The sequence below is a fragment of the Bradyrhizobium cedriense genome (genome assembly GCF_054602315.1).
Genome location: NZ_JBTSWB010000004.1, coordinates 406,568 through 423,521 on the forward strand (window position 1 = coordinate 406,568; position 16,954 = coordinate 423,521).

At 64.7% G+C, this 16,954-nt stretch carries 17 protein-coding genes; 8 read left to right on the forward strand and 9 right to left on the reverse strand.

Annotated features, from left to right (window positions below):
* The first annotated feature begins 27 nt into the window (after positions 1-27).
* Positions 28-924, forward strand: coding sequence for a TauD/TfdA dioxygenase family protein (locus ACYCVF_RS18575; RefSeq protein WP_459598670.1), 897 nt, complete (start codon positions 28-30; stop codon positions 922-924).
* Between the two features lie 377 nt (positions 925-1,301).
* A complete protein-coding gene (locus ACYCVF_RS18580) occupies positions 1,302-2,120 on the forward strand; it encodes an N-acetylmuramoyl-L-alanine amidase (protein ID WP_459598672.1) in 819 nt (272 codons plus the stop codon).
* Positions 2,121-2,149: 29 nt separating this feature from the next.
* Here ACYCVF_RS18580 and ACYCVF_RS18585 read toward each other — a convergent pair whose 3' ends face one another.
* The 3 genes from ACYCVF_RS18585 to ACYCVF_RS18595 all read right to left on the reverse strand — a co-directional run bounded on the left by ACYCVF_RS18585 (position 2,150) and on the right by ACYCVF_RS18595 (position 5,224).
* The gene (locus tag ACYCVF_RS18585; RefSeq protein WP_459598674.1) at positions 2,150-3,757 is read right to left on the reverse strand and encodes a Na+/H+ antiporter; all 1,608 of its coding nucleotides are present in this window, start codon (positions 3,755-3,757) and stop codon (positions 2,150-2,152) included.
* Between the two features lie 48 nt (positions 3,758-3,805).
* Complete coding sequence (gene bla, locus ACYCVF_RS18590; RefSeq protein WP_459598676.1) at positions 3,806-4,663, reverse strand: class A beta-lactamase; 858 nt, start codon at positions 4,661-4,663, stop codon at positions 3,806-3,808.
* A 186-nt stretch (positions 4,664-4,849) separates the two neighbouring features.
* Positions 4,850-5,224: a nuclear transport factor 2 family protein gene (locus ACYCVF_RS18595; RefSeq protein WP_061020581.1), complete on the reverse strand. Its 375-nt coding sequence runs from the start codon at positions 5,222-5,224 to the stop codon at positions 4,850-4,852.
* A 95-nt stretch (positions 5,225-5,319) separates the two neighbouring features.
* Here ACYCVF_RS18595 and ACYCVF_RS18600 point away from each other — a divergent pair, with 95 nt between their 5' ends.
* A complete protein-coding gene (locus ACYCVF_RS18600) occupies positions 5,320-5,748 on the forward strand; it encodes a GFA family protein (RefSeq protein WP_459598678.1) in 429 nt (142 codons plus the stop codon).
* Between the two features lie 180 nt (positions 5,749-5,928).
* Positions 5,929-7,743 carry a caspase family protein gene (locus tag ACYCVF_RS18605; RefSeq protein WP_459598680.1) on the forward strand — a complete coding sequence of 605 codons (1,815 nt, stop codon included), beginning with the start codon at positions 5,929-5,931 and terminating at the stop codon, positions 7,741-7,743.
* A gap of 41 nt (positions 7,744-7,784) precedes the next feature.
* Here the strand turns inward: ACYCVF_RS18605 and ACYCVF_RS18610 are convergent, their stop codons facing one another.
* Together ACYCVF_RS18610 and ACYCVF_RS18615 are read right to left on the reverse strand one after the other, a co-directional pair.
* Positions 7,785-8,477, reverse strand: a complete 693-nt coding sequence (locus ACYCVF_RS18610) for a DUF1345 domain-containing protein (RefSeq protein ID WP_459598682.1) — start codon at positions 8,475-8,477, stop codon at positions 7,785-7,787.
* 9 nt (positions 8,478-8,486) lie between these two features.
* Positions 8,487-9,410: a polyprenyl synthetase family protein gene (locus ACYCVF_RS18615; RefSeq protein ID WP_459598684.1), complete on the reverse strand. Its 924-nt coding sequence runs from the start codon at positions 9,408-9,410 to the stop codon at positions 8,487-8,489.
* 161 nt (positions 9,411-9,571) lie between these two features.
* Between ACYCVF_RS18615 and mtgA the strand changes: the two genes are divergently transcribed.
* From mtgA to ACYCVF_RS18630, 3 genes are all read left to right on the forward strand, one after another.
* A complete protein-coding gene (mtgA, locus tag ACYCVF_RS18620; RefSeq protein WP_459598686.1) occupies positions 9,572-10,246 on the forward strand; it encodes a monofunctional biosynthetic peptidoglycan transglycosylase in 675 nt (224 codons plus the stop codon).
* Between the two features lie 169 nt (positions 10,247-10,415).
* Entirely contained in the window at positions 10,416-10,598 is a 183-nt protein-coding gene (gene rpmF, locus ACYCVF_RS18625) for a 50S ribosomal protein L32 (RefSeq protein WP_007598106.1), read from the forward strand.
* Between the two features lie 144 nt (positions 10,599-10,742).
* Positions 10,743-11,396, forward strand: coding sequence for a hypothetical protein (locus ACYCVF_RS18630; RefSeq protein ID WP_459598688.1), 654 nt, complete (start codon positions 10,743-10,745; stop codon positions 11,394-11,396).
* Between the two features lie 82 nt (positions 11,397-11,478).
* On the opposite strand, the gene ACYCVF_RS18635 is transcribed toward ACYCVF_RS18630, so the two are convergent.
* Positions 11,479-11,739 (reverse strand): hypothetical protein, encoded by a 261-nt coding sequence (locus ACYCVF_RS18635; RefSeq protein WP_459598690.1) that lies wholly within the window; start codon positions 11,737-11,739, stop codon positions 11,479-11,481.
* A 221-nt stretch (positions 11,740-11,960) separates the two neighbouring features.
* On the opposite strand from ACYCVF_RS18635, the gene ACYCVF_RS18640 reads away from it, so the two are divergent.
* Positions 11,961-13,652 carry an EAL domain-containing protein gene (locus ACYCVF_RS18640; RefSeq protein ID WP_459598692.1) on the forward strand — a complete coding sequence of 564 codons (1,692 nt, stop codon included), beginning with the start codon at positions 11,961-11,963 and terminating at the stop codon, positions 13,650-13,652.
* A gap of 104 nt (positions 13,653-13,756) precedes the next feature.
* Here ACYCVF_RS18640 and ACYCVF_RS18645 read toward each other — a convergent pair whose 3' ends face one another.
* The 3 genes from ACYCVF_RS18645 to ACYCVF_RS18655 form a co-directional block, all read right to left on the reverse strand.
* Positions 13,757-15,265: a tripartite tricarboxylate transporter permease gene (locus tag ACYCVF_RS18645; RefSeq protein ID WP_459598694.1), complete on the reverse strand. Its 1,509-nt coding sequence runs from the start codon at positions 15,263-15,265 to the stop codon at positions 13,757-13,759.
* A 4-nt stretch (positions 15,266-15,269) separates the two neighbouring features.
* Positions 15,270-15,755 (reverse strand): tripartite tricarboxylate transporter TctB family protein, encoded by a 486-nt coding sequence (locus ACYCVF_RS18650; RefSeq protein ID WP_459598696.1) that lies wholly within the window; start codon positions 15,753-15,755, stop codon positions 15,270-15,272.
* Positions 15,756-15,904: 149 nt separating this feature from the next.
* Positions 15,905-16,882, reverse strand: coding sequence for a tripartite tricarboxylate transporter substrate binding protein (locus ACYCVF_RS18655; protein ID WP_459598698.1), 978 nt, complete (start codon positions 16,880-16,882; stop codon positions 15,905-15,907).
* Positions 16,883-16,954 lie beyond the last annotated feature (72 nt).

Here is a 16,954-nt window from a genome sequence, read left to right on the forward strand (position 1 = left end):
CAATCAACAACGATCGGGAGAACCGCCATGAGTTCACTCGCCGGCAAGCAGGGGCCGCGCTATCGCCACGCGGCGGACGATGGCGCGCCTTACGAAACCATCGCGGTCGAAAAGCTCACCCCCATCATCGGCGCGGAAATCTCCGGCGTCGATATCGGCAAGCTCGTCGCGGGAGACAGCCGCTCCAACCGGCAGATGGACGAGATTCACCGCGCGCTTGCCGAAAACCTCGTCGTCTTCTTCCGCGACCAGTACATCACGCCGCAGCAGCATCTCGCCTTCGGACGCAAGTTCGGCGAATTGCATGTCCATCCCGCCGCACCGCACGAGGACGACGATCCTGCGCTGATGAAGATCTACGCCGACAAGGACTCGCCACGCGCCAACGGCGAGGGCTGGCATTCCGACGTGTCCTGCGATCTCGAGCCGCCGATGGGGTCGATCCTCTACATCAAGCAGTGCCCGCCGCGCGGGGGCGACACGCTGTTCGCCAACATGTATGCCGCCTATGAGTCGCTGTCGGACCGCATGAAGGCTTATCTCGATGGGCTCACCGCGCTGCACGATGGGGAGCCCATCTATCGCGGGCTTTACGCCAATTATGGCGTCGCGGACCGTCCGTCCTATCCGCATGCCGACCATCCAGTGTTGCGCACGCATCCGGTCACGGGCAGGAAGGCGCTCTACGTCAATCGCGGCTTCACCCGCCACATCAACGGTATCCCGCGCGACGAGAGCGATGCGATGCTCGCCTATCTCTACCAGCACGCCGAAAACCCGCTGTTCCAGTGCCGCTTCCGCTGGACCGAGAACACCATCGCCTTCTGGGACAACCGCTGCACCCAGCACCGCGCTATGTGGGACTACTGGCCGCATACGCGTTCGGGCACGCGCGTGACGGTGAAGGGGGAGCGGCCGATGTAGCGGCGGCACATCGTGCCTCGGATGGACAAAGCGAAGCGTGCCCACCGACTTGCGACGGCGCCGAACGTAGTGGGCACTCCGAAGTTGTTCTTGCGTTGACGTCCCAGCGCTCTCGCGCCAATCTTCCCTAAAGATCGGGAGGATTTTCCATGCTCCGCGCAGGGGATAATAGATTCTTGACCGAGTCCGGCCCTGGGACGGGCATGGGCGAACTGTTGCGTCGCGTCCGGACTCCTATCCTGCTCTCGGAAGAGCTCCCCGAGCAGGGCGAGCCGCCGCAAGCTGCGCATCAGGACCGCTATGCAGTGCGATCCGGCGCCTGCGTCACCAGTAAAGCCACGGACTTGCCTCCCAGGATCGCAGCAGCGGAGTAGCGCTTGGATCGGTCGCGGAGCGTCATCGTCGGGCTGGTCGCCACGATCCTGCTGTGGTCGCTTGCGACTCTCGGCAACAGCGAGGCCGCTGCTGCGCGAAAGGCTGGAGGAACCAACGGCAAGCAGCTGTCGTCATCGGCCAGATGCGAGATGCCCAAATTCCGGATCGTAGTGGATGTCGGGCACACCCCCGACTCCTACGGCGCGTTGAGCGCGCGCAACGATCCGGAGTTCGGATTCAACTTCCGCCTCGCCAGACTGATCACGGCGAAGCTCAGGTCTGAAGGCTTTGCCGAGGCACGCCTGCTTGTCACGGACGGAAAGGCCCGGCCGAGCCTGTTCAAGCGCGTCGGCGCCGCGAACGAAGGCCGGGCCGATCTGTTCCTGTCGGTCCATCATGATTCGGTGCCCGACAAGCTGCTCGAGATCTGGGAGTTCGACGGCGCGAAGAGTCAGTTCAGTGATCGTTTCTCGGGGCACTCGCTGTTCGTATCGCAGCAGAATCCGCACTTCGCCGCCAGCCTGAAGCTGGCCCGGATGATCGGCAGGCAGTTGAAGGAGCAGGGCCTGCGCTATGCCAGCCAATACACCTTGCCCGTGATGGGCCGCTACCGGCGTCAGCTGCTCGACAAGGATGTCGGCGTGTATCGATATGACGGGCTCGTCGTGCTGTCGCGGACGAGGAGCGCCGCCGTGCTGCTCGAGGCCGGCTCGATCGTCAATCGCGACGAGGAAATGGAGATGAATTCGGCGGAGCGGCAGGAGGCCGTCGCGGGAGCCGTTGCGACTGCCATGAGGGAATTTTGCGAGAAGCGGATCTAACCTGCCCGTTCAACAATGAAGATGAGAGGCTAAAGCGGCGCGTCCCGATACTCCCGGTTTGCCAGACTTGCTTCCTCCAGATCCAAATCACGTTCGATCCGCCGCCGCGTTTCGTCAGTGATCTGGCCGTCGCGCAGGAGATCGTGGATGAATTTGCGTTCGGCGGCAATCAGCTCGCGAGTCAGCGCGGTTCCGGCGGCGGAGACGTCGTGGTGGTTGAGATCGAGCGAGTCCGGGAGCTGGTTGACGCGGATATCGTGCCGTGCGCGCAGCAGCCGCATCACTTCTTCGGACACGTCCTTCTCCGCGGTCAGTGCGTCCAGCGATTTCAGCGCGGCATCGAGCGCCTGGCGACGGGCGGCGATCTCGGCCTCGTGCTCGGCGGCGTGCTCGTGACGGCCGGCTTCCGCGACGCCGAGCCAGCGCACGATCGGCGGCAGCGTCAGGCCGACGCCGATCAGCGTCACGAAGATGACGCCGAAGGCGACGAACAGGATCAGGTCGCGATACGGAAAGGCCTCGCCGTCAGGCAGCGCGAACGGCAGCGCCAGCGCGGCCGCCAGCGACACGGCGCCACGCACGCCGGTGAAGGCGAGCACGAACGGCCATTGCCATGGCGGCGACGGGTCGCGCTTGCGCAGCGACTTGCTGAGCATCCGCGGCAGATAGGTTGCTGGATAGAGCCAGGCGAAGCGCGCGACCACGACGATGACCAGGACGACGGCTGTCGCAATGAGAATGTCGTCGAGCGGAAAGGACTTCGACTTCTCGTAGAGCGCGCGCATCTGGAAGCCGGTGAGCAGGAACAGCATGCCCTCGATCAGGTAGATCACCAGATCCCAGAAGAAGATGCCTTGCAGGCGCGTGGCCGACGAGATCAGCAGCGGCCCGTTCCAGCTGACATAGAGGCCGCAGGCGACGGTCGCGATCACGCCGGAGCCGCCGACATGTTCGGGCAGCCAGTAGGAGACGTAGGGTGTGATCAGCGACAGCGTCAGCTCGACCTGCGGATCTCCGGACCATTTGCGGAAGCGCAGGGAGAGCCAGCCGACGCCGATGCCGAAAGCGATCTCGCTGGCGACGATGAGGAGGAACTCGCCGGCCGCGAGCGGCAGCGAGAAATGTCCGACCATGATCGCCGCTAGCGCGAAGCGGTAGAGGATCAGCGCGGTGGCATCATTGGCCAGCCCTTCACCCTCGAGGATGACCAGGAGCCGGCGCGGCATGTTGAGCCGGCGCGCGATCGCGAGCGGCGCCACCACGTCGGGCGGCGCGACGATGGCCCCGAGCAGGAAGGCAATCGTCCAGGGGAGGCCGATCAGATAATGCGTGGCGGTTGCGACCATGGCCGCGGTGAAGATCACGGCGCCGACCGCGAGCAGCACGATCGGGCGCAGATTTTTCCTGAACTCGCGCCAGCTCATCGCGACGCTTGCCGAGTAGATCAGCGGCGGCAGCACGAGCAGCAGCACCAGCTCCGGCGGCAGTTCCACCGATGGCATGCCCGGCACGAAGGCGAGGCCGACGCCGGCGAGCATCAGGAGTATGGCAGGCGCGATGTTGAAGCGGCGCGCAGCAAGTGCGGTGCCTGCCAGCACGGCGAGCAGGATGAGAAAAGTCTGAAATTTCGCTTCCATGATGGTCTGTCTTGACCCGGAAGCGGCCGCAACGTCAATGCGCGCGGCTTACGCCAGCCTCTCGGCCACCATCCGCCCAATTTGCGCGAACACGGACGCGATCTGCGCCGCGGTCGGCGTGCCGCCCTGGACGTAGGCCGTGATCAGGATCGGCGTGTCTGGCTTCGGCCAGGCCACCGCGATATCGCCCGCTGCATCCTTGCCGTTGTAGCCGGTCTTGTCGCCGATCTTCCAGTCTACGGGCAGGCCGCCGCGCAGCCGGTTCGCCCCGGTCTTGCAGTTCACCATCCACTTGGTGAGCTGCACGCGCGAGGCCGGCGACAATGCTTCGCCCATGACAAGCCGACGCAGATTTCCGGCCATCGCGGCCGGCGTCGTGGTGTCCAGGGAATCGCCGGGCCGTGATCGGTTGAGCTCGGGCTCGTTGTGATCGAGCCGCGAGGTGGTATCGCCGAGCGACCGCCAGAATGCAGTCAGCGCGGCGGGGCCGCCGATCCGCGCCAGCAGCAGATTGGCGCAGGTGTTGTCGCTGAGCTCGACGATGGCCTTGCACATCTCGCCGACCGACATCTTGCCGGCCGCGAGATTTTGCCTGGCGACCGGTGCGTACTCCAAGAGATCGGCCTGGCCGTAAGGGACCATGGCCGCGAGCTGCTCCTCACCGCGATCGACCCGCGCCAGCACGCAGGCCGCGAGCGAAGCCTTGAATGTCGAGCACATGACGAACCGCTCGTCAGCGCGCCAGGCGAGTTTCTTGCCGGTCGCAAGATTCTCCGCATGGAACCCGATGCGCCCGCCACTGTCACGCTCATAGGCCTCGAGTTCGGCCGGCGCCTGCGCGGCAAGCGCGGGAGAAGCGGCGATCCAGCACAGGGAGGCGAGCAGGGAGCGGCGATCGAGAAGCATGGGAGACCTTGGCCTGGGTCCGACGGGGTAGGGATAATGCGTACGCATTATTCGCACGGTCATTGCGAGCGGAGCGAAGCAATCCGGCCTGCCTCCGCGGCAAGATTCTGGATTGCTTCGCTTCGCCCGCAATGACGAATGGAGAACGAGTGCGACAGATTTCAGACAGCGGAAGATCGGGAGGACTCACTCCCGCAGGTCGTACCTGTACGATTTCGACACGATCTGCCAGCCGTCGGCGAGCTTCATCGCCACCAGATAATCGGTGAAATAGCGCGGCGGCAGCTGGCAGCGCACCTTGATGAAGGCGGTCTTGTCGTCCGAACGGTCGATCGTGACGATGAAATCCTCGCGCGGCTTGCCTTCGGCTTTGGCCGAGGCGCGCTTGCGGACGCGATCGAGCCAATCGGGCACGGTGAGAACCTGGAGCTCGCCCTTCTCGACCCAGCGCAGATCGGCGGAGGGATGGAAGATGGCACCGAGCTTTTCGGCGTCGCCCTCATAAAGTCCGTCAAAATAGGATTGCACGACGGCTTCGACGCTCGACCGGTCCTGGCTCATGAGTCATTCCTTTGCATGGTGGCTTCGGGCGAACTTAGTCGTACGCATCAAAATGCGCTACGGGTGTCTCTCGCAAATTGCACAAGGACGTTGGAATGGTCGGATCAGAGAATTCGAACGCTCGCATCCTCACCGGCGAATGCTATTGCCGCGCCGTGCGCTTTGAAGTGGCGGATGCGTTCTCCTATGCGATGAACTGCCACTGCTCGAACTGCCGTCGCACCACGGGCGCCGCGTTCAAGCCCTTCGCCGGCATCCCGCAAGACAAGCTCCGCATCGTCCATGGAGAGAACCAGCGGATGATTATCGGCGACGACACCACCCATGACGCGTATTGCGCCTGCTGCGGCTCGTTGCTCTACTCCCGGGTGCGCGAAGGACAATGGGTCCACGTCGCCATGGGAACCCTGCTCGATACCCCCTCGATCCGGCCGAGCGCCCATATTTTTGTGGGCTCGAAGGCCTCCTGGCACGAAATTACGGACAATCTGCCGCAATACCGGGGGCACATTGGGGTTGTCTGAGGGAACCCGGCTCACCCCTATTTGTCGGCGAACCGCGCCCTCGCTGGCGCGACAAACAAAAGGGGTCTTTCAGGCTGTCGCGGGTGTCCCCTTCGTGACCTCCATCACAAGCGCCGGCGATGGATGCTGCTAAAGCGGTCCCAAAGGGCCCGACGGCCCGGAATTATCGGAAGTCGTGTCATGCGCAATTTGCTCAGACTTTGTCCGCTTCTCCTCGCCCTCGCGGTGCTGTTCGGCGCCGGGCCCGCCTTTGCCGGCAAGCGTGCCGCGCTGGTGATCGCCAATTCGGCCTATCAGCACGCGCCCTCGCTCGCCAATCCCGTCAATGACGGGGCGGTGATGGCGAAGACGCTGAAGGAGGCCGGCTTCGACGTCGTCGAGTCCCGGCACGATCTGTCGGCGCTGGAGACGCGGCGCGTGCTGCGCGACTTCGCCGACGCGACCCGCGATGCCGACATTGCCGTGGTCTACTATGCCGGTCACGGCATCGAGGTCGAGGGCTCGAACTATCTGATTCCCGTCGACGCCAAGCTCGAGCGCGACACCGATGTCTACGACGAGGCGCTCTCGCTCGACCGTGTCCTGGTTGCGGTCGAGCCTGCAAAGCAGCTTCGCCTGGTGATCCTGGATGCCTGCCGCGACAATCCCTTCGGCAAGAGGATGAAGCGCACCGTTGCCTCGCGCGGCATCGGCCGTGGTCTCGCTCAGGTCGAGCCGACCAGTCCCAACACGCTGATCGCCTACTCGGCCAAAGCCGGCTTCACGGCGCAGGACGGCGATGGCGCCAACAGCCCGTTCACGGTCGCGCTGTCGAAGCATCTGACCACGCCGGGCCTCGACGTCCGCCGCGCCTTCGGCTTCGTGCGTGACGAAGTGCTCAAGTCGACGGGCAACAAGCAGGAGCCGTTCGTCTACGGTTCGCTCGGCGGCGAGGACATGCCGCTGGTGCCGGTCAAGGTCGCGGCGACGACTCCGGCGCCCGTGGCGAACCCGCAGGCCGACATCCGCCGTGACTACGAGCTCGCGCTCCAGCTCGGCAACCGGGCGGCATGGGATGCCTTCCTCGCCCAGCATCCCGACGGCTTCTATGCGAGTCTTGCCAAGCTCCAGCTGGATAAAATTGGCGCCGAGCAGGCTCATGCGGCGGCCATCGCGAAAGCGAAGCAGGCCGAGGCCGAGCGCGATCGTCTTGCTGCGCTCGGCGCGCAGAAGGATGCGCAGGCCAAGGCTGCGGCCGATGCGAAGGCCGCCGAGCAGGCACAGCTCTCCGCGCAGAAGGCCAAGGAGCAGGCGCAGCAGCAGGCGGCAGCCGCCGAGCAGCAGCGCGTCAATCTCGCCGCTGCGGCCCCGAGCGCTGCGCCGGCCAGCACCGCGAGCCCGGCCGGCACCAACGTCGCCTCGCTGACCCCGGCGACCGCGCCGGCCGATCTCAACCGCTCGGTGCAGACCGAGCTGGGCCGCGTCGGGTGTTTCTCCGGGCAGGCGGACGGCAACTGGAATACGTCCTCGCAGCGGTCGCTATCGCAGTTCAACCGCTATGCCGGCACCAAGCTCGACGTGAAGGTCGCAAGCACCGACGCGCTCGATACTGTCAAGACCAAACAGTCGCGTGTTTGTCCGCTGGTGTGCGAGCACGGCTTCAAGGCCGATGGCGACAAATGCACCAGGATCGTCTGCCGCGAGGGCTACGCGGTCAATAATGATAATGAATGCGAAAAACAGCGTGCCGCCAAGTCGGCCAAACCTGCGACCGCGAAGCGCGACGACGGCGACGAGCGTCCCGCACGGCAGCGTCGTCAGTCCGGCGGCGCGGCTGTTGGGTCGGCAGGCGGCTACGGTGCCGCTGCGGGCATCGCGGGTGCCGGCCGCGCCGCTGGTGGCGGGCAGATCTTCTGCAACAGCGCCGGCTGTCGTCCGGTCCATCGCGGTTGCCGTCTCGAATACCGCGGCGGCGGCGGCCCCGGCAACGACGCCAATGCCGAGGTATGTTACTGATCGTGCTCTCTGGATCGTTCCGGCGAAGTCCGGGACGACGGCTAAGCCGAGATCGCGCTCGCTGCGATGTTGACTGTCAGCGCCAGCAAGGCCGTGTTGTAGATGAACGACACGATCCCGTGCGCCGTGGCCGTGCGACGGATCGTCTTGTCGGTAATGCCGACGTCGGAGACCTGCGCGGTCATGCCGATCACGAATGAGAAATAGACGAAGTCCCAATAATCGACATGGTCTTCGTTGCCGCCGCTGGGAAACTGAAGGCCGCCCGGTTTGACGTTTCGATAATAATCATGCGCGTAATGCAGCGCGAAGGTCGTGTGCACGGCGGCCCATGACAGCACGATGGTGGTGATCGCGATGGTGAGGTCCAGTACTCCTCGATGCTGGGTGCCGAGCTCGGAGACGATCGCCGCGATGCTGGCGAAGGCGCCGATCGCAGTTACCAGCAGGATTACGAAGCGGCCGTCGTCCTGCATTGCGGCGGCGCGGCGGATGTGCTGATGGTCGTTGCACAGCATCATCGCATAGACCAGCACGAGATAGACCGCGATCAGCGCGTCCCAGCCGAGCAGGAGCCGTGTCACCAGCCGGTACGTCCCTGGCAGCAGCAGGCAGACGAGGATACCGGCCGCGAGTGCGATGAAGGTTCGCGGCCGCGCATAGATCAGCCGCACCGGTCGCGACATCTGGCGGAAGCGGACGAGGGCGGGATCCTCTTTGCCGCCGGCCGCCATCGACGCGCTTCAGTTCTTCCGCTCGGCGACGAAGCGCGCGGCGGCTTGCAGCACGGCGGCGCGGTCGCCGAAGATCGACACTGCGTTGTCTGCCCGCGCGAGCAAATCGCGCACGCGCTGCCTGGCGCCTTCGATGCCGAGCTGGGTCACGAAGGTGGTCTTGCCGAGAGCTGCGTCCTGGCCGGAGGGCTTGCCGAGCGCGGCCGCATCGCCTTCGACGTCGAGCAGATCGTCGGCGATCTGGAAGGCCTCGCCGAGCGCGCGCCCGTAATCGTCGAGCGCCTGGTATTCCTTCTCCGAGGCCTGGCCGAGGATCGCGCCGGCGATGCAGCCGTAACGTAGCAGCGCGCCGGTCTTCATCTGCTGGATACGAGCGACATCGATCGGCTCGTTGCCGCCGAAACGGCCTTCGCCGGCGAGGTCGAGGATCTGGCCGCCGACCATGCCGCCGATGCCGGCACAGCGCGCCAGCGCGCGCGTCAGCAGCAGCCGCACATTGGCGTCGCGATGGATCTCGTCGCGGGTGATGATATCGAAAGCGAGCGTCAGAAGACCGTCGCCGGCGAGGATCGCGGTGGCGTCGTCGGTCTTCTTGTGCAGGGTGGGGCGGCCGCGGCGCAGGTCCGAATTGTCCATCGCCGGCAGATCGTCATGGATCAGCGAATAGCAGTGGATGCATTCGAGCGCCGCGCCGGCGAGCAGGGCCGCCTCGCGCGGAACGCCGAACACGGCGGCACTCTCGACCACCAGGAACGGCCGGAGGCGCTTGCCGCCATTCAGGCTCGAATAGCGCATTGCGTCCATCAGTCGCTTGGGCCGGGCGATCTCGTCGTGCAGGATGTCGTCCGACAGCAGGCGTCCGAGCAGGGCCTCGGTGTCATCAGCGGTCTTGTCCAGACGTTTGGCGAAATCGGACGGGGACGTGCCGGTCATCAAGAAGAGCTCCAGAACTAAAATTCGGCGGGACAATCCTTTATGAGCCCGCCTCAGTCAATCGTTTGGAAGGCCTAAAAAGTGCTGGAAAAGGCCCGAATTATCACAGACTTAATGGCTCAGCCCGCGGCCGCGGTTCAGTTTGTGCCGGAAAGGTCGATTTGCGCATCGTCAAGATCCTTCTCCTGGTGCTCGTGATCGCGGCTCTCGCGCCCTATGTGATCGCGCCGTTCTACCGCACCGGCCGTCCGGTTTCGACGCTGATGGCCTGGCGTTCGCTCACGGGCGCACCGATGCACCGGGAGTGGATCGATCTCGCGGCCATGTCGCCCCATCTCCCGCGCGCGGTGGTGGCTGCCGAGGACGCCCATTTCTGCAGGCATCGCGGCATCGATTGGGGCGCGCTACGCGAGGCGATCGACGAGGCTCAGGAGGATGGCACGCCATTCCGGGGCGCCTCCACGATCACCCAGCAGGTGGCCAAGAACCTATTCCTCTGGCAGGGGCGGGATTTCGTTCGCAAGGCGCTGGAATTCCCACTGGCACTCTGGATCGATCTCGTTCTGCCCAAGCCGCGGATCCTGGAGATTTACCTCAACATCGCCGAGTTCGGTCCGCAGGGCCAGTTTGGCGTCGAGGCGGGCAGCGCCTATGCCTTTGGCAAATCGGCCGCCAGCCTCTCCCCGCGGGAGGCAGCCCTTCTGGCCTCGGTCCTGCCGAATCCGCTCAAACGCAGCGCCAGGACCCCCGGGCCGGGCGTCCGGCGGCTGGCGGCCACCTATATGGCGCGGGGGCAGGCGAGCTCGCTTGCGACCTGCTGGCGCGAAAATCGCTGATTCTTGGCCCGTTCCGGGCGCATTTTCCGGCCGAAGAGCCTAGCTTTGCGGCCGGCCTTCCTCTATAAGCGCGGCCTTGATCGGCATTCAGCTCGCCTCGTATTGCGGGTGCTGAGCCGTCCCTTCGCGGACGATGCCCTGATGACACCAATCCCTAGAGGATATTGAAATGGCCGTTCCGAGAAGAAAAACCTCGCCGTCGCGCCGTGGCATGCGCCGCTCGGCTGACGCCATCAAGAAGCCGACCTATGTGGAAGACAAGGACTCCGGCGAGCTCCGTCGTCCGCACCATCTCGACCTCAAGACCGGCATGTACAAGGGCCGTCAGGTCCTGAAGAAGAAAGAGTCCTGAAGGCAGGACCTTTCCTCAGGCGGGAGACGACTGGCTCTGCCTGATTTCGGCCAACCCATGAGTTAGACGGTGACGGCGGCGGAGCAAATGCTTCGCCGCTGCATTGTTCTGTCCGGATATCTTGATCGAGAAGGCATCTCGCCGATGGTCGGTTTCCCGCTGCTTCTGATTCCGCTCGCGGTCTACAACATCATCGCCTTCCTGATGCCCAGCGTGTCCTTCTCGGACGTGCTGTTCACGGTGCCGATGATCACGGGCGAGAGCTGGCCGGTCACGCTCGCCGATCTCCTGCTCGCGCTCGGCGTGGTGCTGCTGCTGCTCGAAGTGGTCAAGGGCGCGCGGCCGGGCTCGAAATTCCTGATGGATCATTTGCTGTCGCTGATCGTCTTCGGGGCGGCCGCAGCCGAATTCGTGATGTGGCCCAAATTCGGTAACTCCACCTATTTCCTGCTGGTCTTGATGGCGATGGCCGACTTCTTCGCCGGCATTGCCCAGCGCACGCGTCGTCGCGTCACCTATGTGGCCGAGACGACGGTCCCGGCGCCACGCAGGGCCAGGCGCAAGGGCGAAGTGCCGGCGGATGATACGGATGCCGCCTCCAGGTTCGAGCCGGTGATTGCGCCGCAGCCGGCGCCAGCGGTGCCGCCCGCACCCTCGGCGCAATCCGTCGCCGAATCGGTGCTGATGGATCATCCTGCGCCAAAGCCGGCGCAGGGCTCACCCTCGCCGGAAATTCCCTCGCCGCATCTTCAGCCGGGCAATGGCACGCCGCCGTCGCCCGATGCACCGCCACGCTGACCGAGAGGGCGCTCTTCGAGCGCGCGACCTCTTGCGGGAGCGGTGCAGCGAGCGTGCGGTAACGATTATCAAATAAGCTGGGTTAAGCCACCTGCCGCGTCCGGGCGCTGACGCTTCCCAATGGCCGCTTGGTGCCATAGGCCGTCCGCGCATCTTCGGAAGAGGCGCGGCGGAGTCGGCTGGTCTGGGATAGATGTTCGGCATTGGCGATCAGCTGGGTGACGAAGCTCGGATCGGGGCGCGGCAGTGGCGCCTTGTGAACCCACTGCAATGTCGGCATCAGCGGCACCAGGGCCGTGCCCGCGCCGTTGTCCGCTACGTCCGATCGATCGGTACTCAACATCGCAATCACCGTTGATCCGGCGAGAATGTCGCGTTTCGGGACGCAGGCGCCGGTGCGAGTCCTGTACTCGCAAGGCCTATGCCGGCCGGGCCGGTTTGGTTCCCCGCGCCCGGGAAACGTGGTTTCCAAATTGTTTATCAACTTTGCCTAGGGTTGAGGGCGAATCTGGCTCTATCCTGTGCCGGCTCAGGACTTCTCCACTGTCCCAGAACGAGGCGATTTTGACCCCCGCATTGCCGCAAGCCTCCGACATCCTGGCCGCGCTCGGCCAAGCCGTGTTCGCCTGGGACATCGCAAGCGACGCCATCGTCTGGGGTGATCAGGTCGCCAGCATCTTTCCCGGTATCCCCGCCGAGCGGCTCGCGACCGGGGCCGAGTTCGCCAAGCTGATCGAGCCCGCGCAAACGTTACGGACCGCGGCCCTGGCGCAGACCTCGGCCGTGCACGGTGCCGACGGCACGCCCTACCGGGTCGAGTACGGCGTCCGAATGAGCGCCGCCGATTCCGTGATCTGGGTCGAGGAGACCGGCCGCTGGTTCGCGGGCCCGGATGGCCGCCCCACGCGCGCGATCGGCTCCGTCCGCATCAACAACGAACGTCATGCTCGCGACGAGGAATTGGCCAAGCTGGCCCGGCTCGATCCACTGACCGGGGAGCTCAACCGCTCCCATCTGCTAGCGGCGCTGGCCGAGGCGATCGAGGAGACGACCCGCTTCCGCTCCACCGCAGCCTTCATGCTGGTCGGCATCGACCATCTCGCCCGCGTCAACGACGCCTTCGGCTTCGACGTTGCCGACGCCGTGATCCTCGATGTCGCCAAGCGCATTCGCTCGCGCCTGCGCGGCGGCGACGTGCTCGGACGCTTCTCCGGCAACAAGTTCGGCTTGATCCTGAAGAACTGCACCGTCGATGACATGAACGTCGCCGCCGAGCGCTTCCTGACGGGGATCCGTGACGAGGTGGTGCCGACCAAATCCGGCCCGGTCTCGGTCACCGCGTCGATCGGCGCGGTCAGCCTGCCGCGCTACGCCCGCAACACGGACGAGGCGGTCAACCGCGCCCATGAGACGCTGGATGCCGCCAAGCGCCGCCGCGTCGGCTCGTTCGCGGCATGGCGTCCGGATGCCGCGCGCGACGCGCAGCGCCGGGTCAACATCCGCGTCACCGACGAGATCGTCACCGCGCTGAACGAACGCCGCATCAAGCTCGCCTATGAGCCGGTGGTCTCGGCCAGCTCGCGCGAACGCGCGTTCCATGAATGTCTGGTGCGGATGGACCAGGGCGATGGCCAGGTGCTGCTCGCGCCCGACATCGTGCCGGTCGCCGAACGGCTCGGTCTGATCCGCCTCGTCGATCACCGCGTGCTCGAACTGGTGGTCGCCGAGCTCGCCGCTGCGCCCGACATCTGCCTTAGCCTCAACATCTCGCCTGATACCACGATGGATCCGGACTGGTGGGCGGGGATCGAGTCGCTGATGCTGGCCCATCCCGGTGTGGCCGAGCGGCTGATCGTCGAGATTACCGAGACGGTCGCGATCCAGGACATCGACGACGTCCGCGGCTTCGTCACGCGGCTGAAGAACTTCGGCAGCCGCATCGCCATCGATGATTTCGGTGCCGGCTACACCTCGTTCCGAAACCTGCGCAAGCTCGGCGTGGATATCGTGAAGATCGACGGCGCATTCGTGCAGAACATCACCCATTCCGCGGACGACCGCGCCTTCGTGCAGACCCTGATCGATCTTGCCCGCCGCCTCGACATCAAGACGGTGGCCGAATGGGTGCAGGATGAAGAGGCAGCAAGCATGCTGCGCGAGTGGGGTTGCGATTACATCCAGGGCCGCCTGATCGGGCTTGCCTCAGCCGAGCGGCCGTGGAGTGCGCTCGACAGCGCACTGCCTGCGGCAAGCTGAGGAACTGCGGGCTGGGTTAGCCGGAGGCGTAACCCACCACTATCGGTCTCCGCGGCAGCGGAAGAGGTGGATTGTGCCTCGGCCAATCCACCCGACGAGTTTCCTCACGCCCCCTCATCCAGCGCCACCAGCTCGCGCTTCTTGCGCAGCGACGGCAGCAATGGCGCGATCAGCAGCACCAGCGCAAGCACAAGACACACTCCCGAGATCGGCCGCTGCACGAAGGTCCAGAGATCGCCCTGCGACAGGATCAGCGACTTGCGCAGATTGTTCTCCATCATCGGCCCCAGCACGAAGGCGAGCACCAGTGGCGCCGGCTCATAGCCGAGCTTGCGCATGAAATAGCCGATGATCCCGAATGCGATCATCACATAGACGTCGAACACGTTGTTGCTCGAGCAATAGACGCCCAGGATCGTGAACAGGATGATCAGGGGAAACAGGATGTTGTAGGGCAGCTTGAGCAGCTGCACCCACATGCCGATCATCGGCAGGTTCAGGATCAGCAGCATGACGTTGCCGATATACATGCTGGCGACGATGCCCCAGAACAGGCCTGGATTCTGCGTGATCAGCAGCGGTCCGGGTTGCAGGCCGTGAATGACGAAGGCCCCTAACAGCAGCGCCATGACGACATTCGGCGGGATGCCGAGCGTCATCAGCGGAATGAAGGCCCCGCCCGCCGCGGCATTGTTCGCCGATTCCGGTCCTGCGACGCCTTCGATCGCGCCATGGCCGAAACGCTCTGGAGTCTTCGAGAGCCGCTTCTCCAACGCATAGGAGGCGAAGGACGCCACCACCGCGCCGCCGCCCGGCAGGATGCCGAGGAAGAAGCCGAGGATCGTGCCGCGGCCGACCGGACCTGCACTCGCCTTCAAGTCCTCTTTGCTGGGCAGGAGGTGGGTGATCTTTGTGTTGATGATGTCCCGCTTGATGGCCTGCTCGATGTTGAGCAGAACCTCGGCAACGCCGAACAGGCCCATCACGACGGGCACGAGGCCGATGCCGTCGATCAGCTCCATACGGCCGAATGTCAGCCGAGGCTGCGCGGTGATGCTATCGAGCCCGACCAGCCCGAGCACGACGCCGGTGCACGCCATCAGCAGCGCCTTTGGCATCGATCCCTGGGTGAGGAAGGTGAGCACGACGAGGCCGAGCACCATCAGGCTGAAATACTCGGCCGGGCCGAATGCGATCGCGACACTGGCGAGCTTTGGCGCTACCAGCATCAAGGCGATCAGCGCAAATGTGCCGGCGGCGAAGGAGCCGAAAGCGGAGATGCCGAGCGCTGGCCCGGCGCGGCCCTGTTTGGCCATCTGGTGGCCGTCGATGCAGGTGACGACTGAGGCGGCTTCGCCGGGGATGTTGACCAGGATCGAGGTGGTCGAGCCGCCATACATCGAGCCGTAATAGATGCCGGCCATCATGATGATGCCGGATTCCGGCGTGCCCGACAGCGTCACCGGCAACAGTAGCGACATCGCCGAAATCGGTCCGATGCCCGGCAAAACACCGACCAGCGTGCCGATGAAGACGCCGATGAAGCAGTAGAGCAGGTTGACCGGCAGCAACGCGACGCCGAATCCATGGGCGACATTGACGAGCGTATCCATGGGTTCAACCGATTCCGAACAGGCCTGAGGGCAACTGGATCAACAGCAGCCGCTTGAGCACCCACCACATGCCTGACGGCACCAGCACCGCGATGGGTATCGCGAGCGTCCAGCGCACGGGATCGATCAGCCGCAACAGCAGCAGCATCAGCGGGATCGACGACAACAGGAACCCCAGCGGCTCCAGCGCGAAGGAGAATGCGGTGAGGCAGGCGATGACGAGAAGCGGCTTGCCCCAGCGCACATTCTCCCAGCGCGAGGCCAGCGTCGGACCGCCCTCGGTGACCGCCGAGACGATGATGGCGCCGGCGAACACGCACATCAGGATGCCTGTATAGAACAGCACGTAACCGGAGCCGGGATCGTTGATGGTGCCGAGCCTGAGCTTCAGGCCCGACCAGATCACGAAGCCGCCGAGCGCAAGCCCGATCAATCCGCCCCAGAGTTCGGAATTCGCGAGGCGGAGCTTGACGTTGGTTTGGTCGTTCATCTGGAATGCTCTTGAATCGCCGTCGCCCCGAGGTGGGGAAGTGCAGCGTAACCCTCGAAGGGCGGCGGTGCCTCGATCCATCCTTCAAGGCGAGCCGCAAACGCGGCTCGGCACCTTAGGATAACGCCAGCACGGATAGCGGCACAAATCTACTTCTTCGCAAGCCCGAGCGTGTCGATCACCTTGCGCTCGGATTCCGTGACCTCGACGACGAATTTCTTGTAGTCGTCGGTGTTCTTGTAGTTTGGCACCATGTCGAATTTGGCGAGCGTCGCGATCACTGCCGGATCCTCGAGCGCCTTCTTGAAGGCATCATGCAGCTTGGCGACGATCTTGGGATCCATCCCCTTTGGCCCTGCAATGCCGAACGGGGAGTCATAGACCATGGGATAGCCCAGCTCCTTCAGCGTCGGCACGTCAGGGTAATTCGGCGAGCGGGCGCCGGTCCATACCATCAGCAGCCGCAGCTTGCCGGCATCGACCAGCGGCCGCCATCCGGTGGAATCAGCCTGAAGCATGGTGTGCTGACCGAGCACGGCGGCGTTGGTCTCTGCACCTCCCTTGAACGGCACCTGCGTCAGCTTGATACCGGCCATCCCCGCGATCTGCTCCATGCCGATATGCAGCGAAGTGCCGGCGCCCGGCGTGGCGTAGGTCACCTTGCCCGGGTTCGCCTTGGCAAACTCCACCACGTCCTTCCAGCTCTTGAACTGCGACTCGGCACTGGTGGTGACGCCGAAAGTGTAGCCGGTGAGATGGACGATGTAGGTGAAATCCTTCGCCGGATCCCATGACACTTCCTGCATCAGCGGAAGGCGGAACACCGTGATCGGAATCTGCGAGATGGTGTAGCCATCAGGCTTCGCTGCCGCGGCCATGGTCGCAGGTCCCACCGTACCGCCGCCGCCGGCCTTGTTGTCGACCACGATCGGCTGACCCAGGATCTTCGAGGCGCTGTCGGCGATCGCGCGCATCGAGATGTCGGTCGATCCGCCGGCCGGCCATGGCACGATCAACGTGATCGGCTTGCTGGGATAGTCCTGCGCGTTGGCGGCAGTCGAGAGCATTGCCCCCATGACAGCGTGCACCGCGGCAAATGCGATCGTCTTCAGCCCATATCCCGACATCGAAACGCCTCCCTCGCAGCGGCCTCTTTGGACCGCCGCCTCCCGTTCTTGTGAGGTGATTGTTTCCGAAAT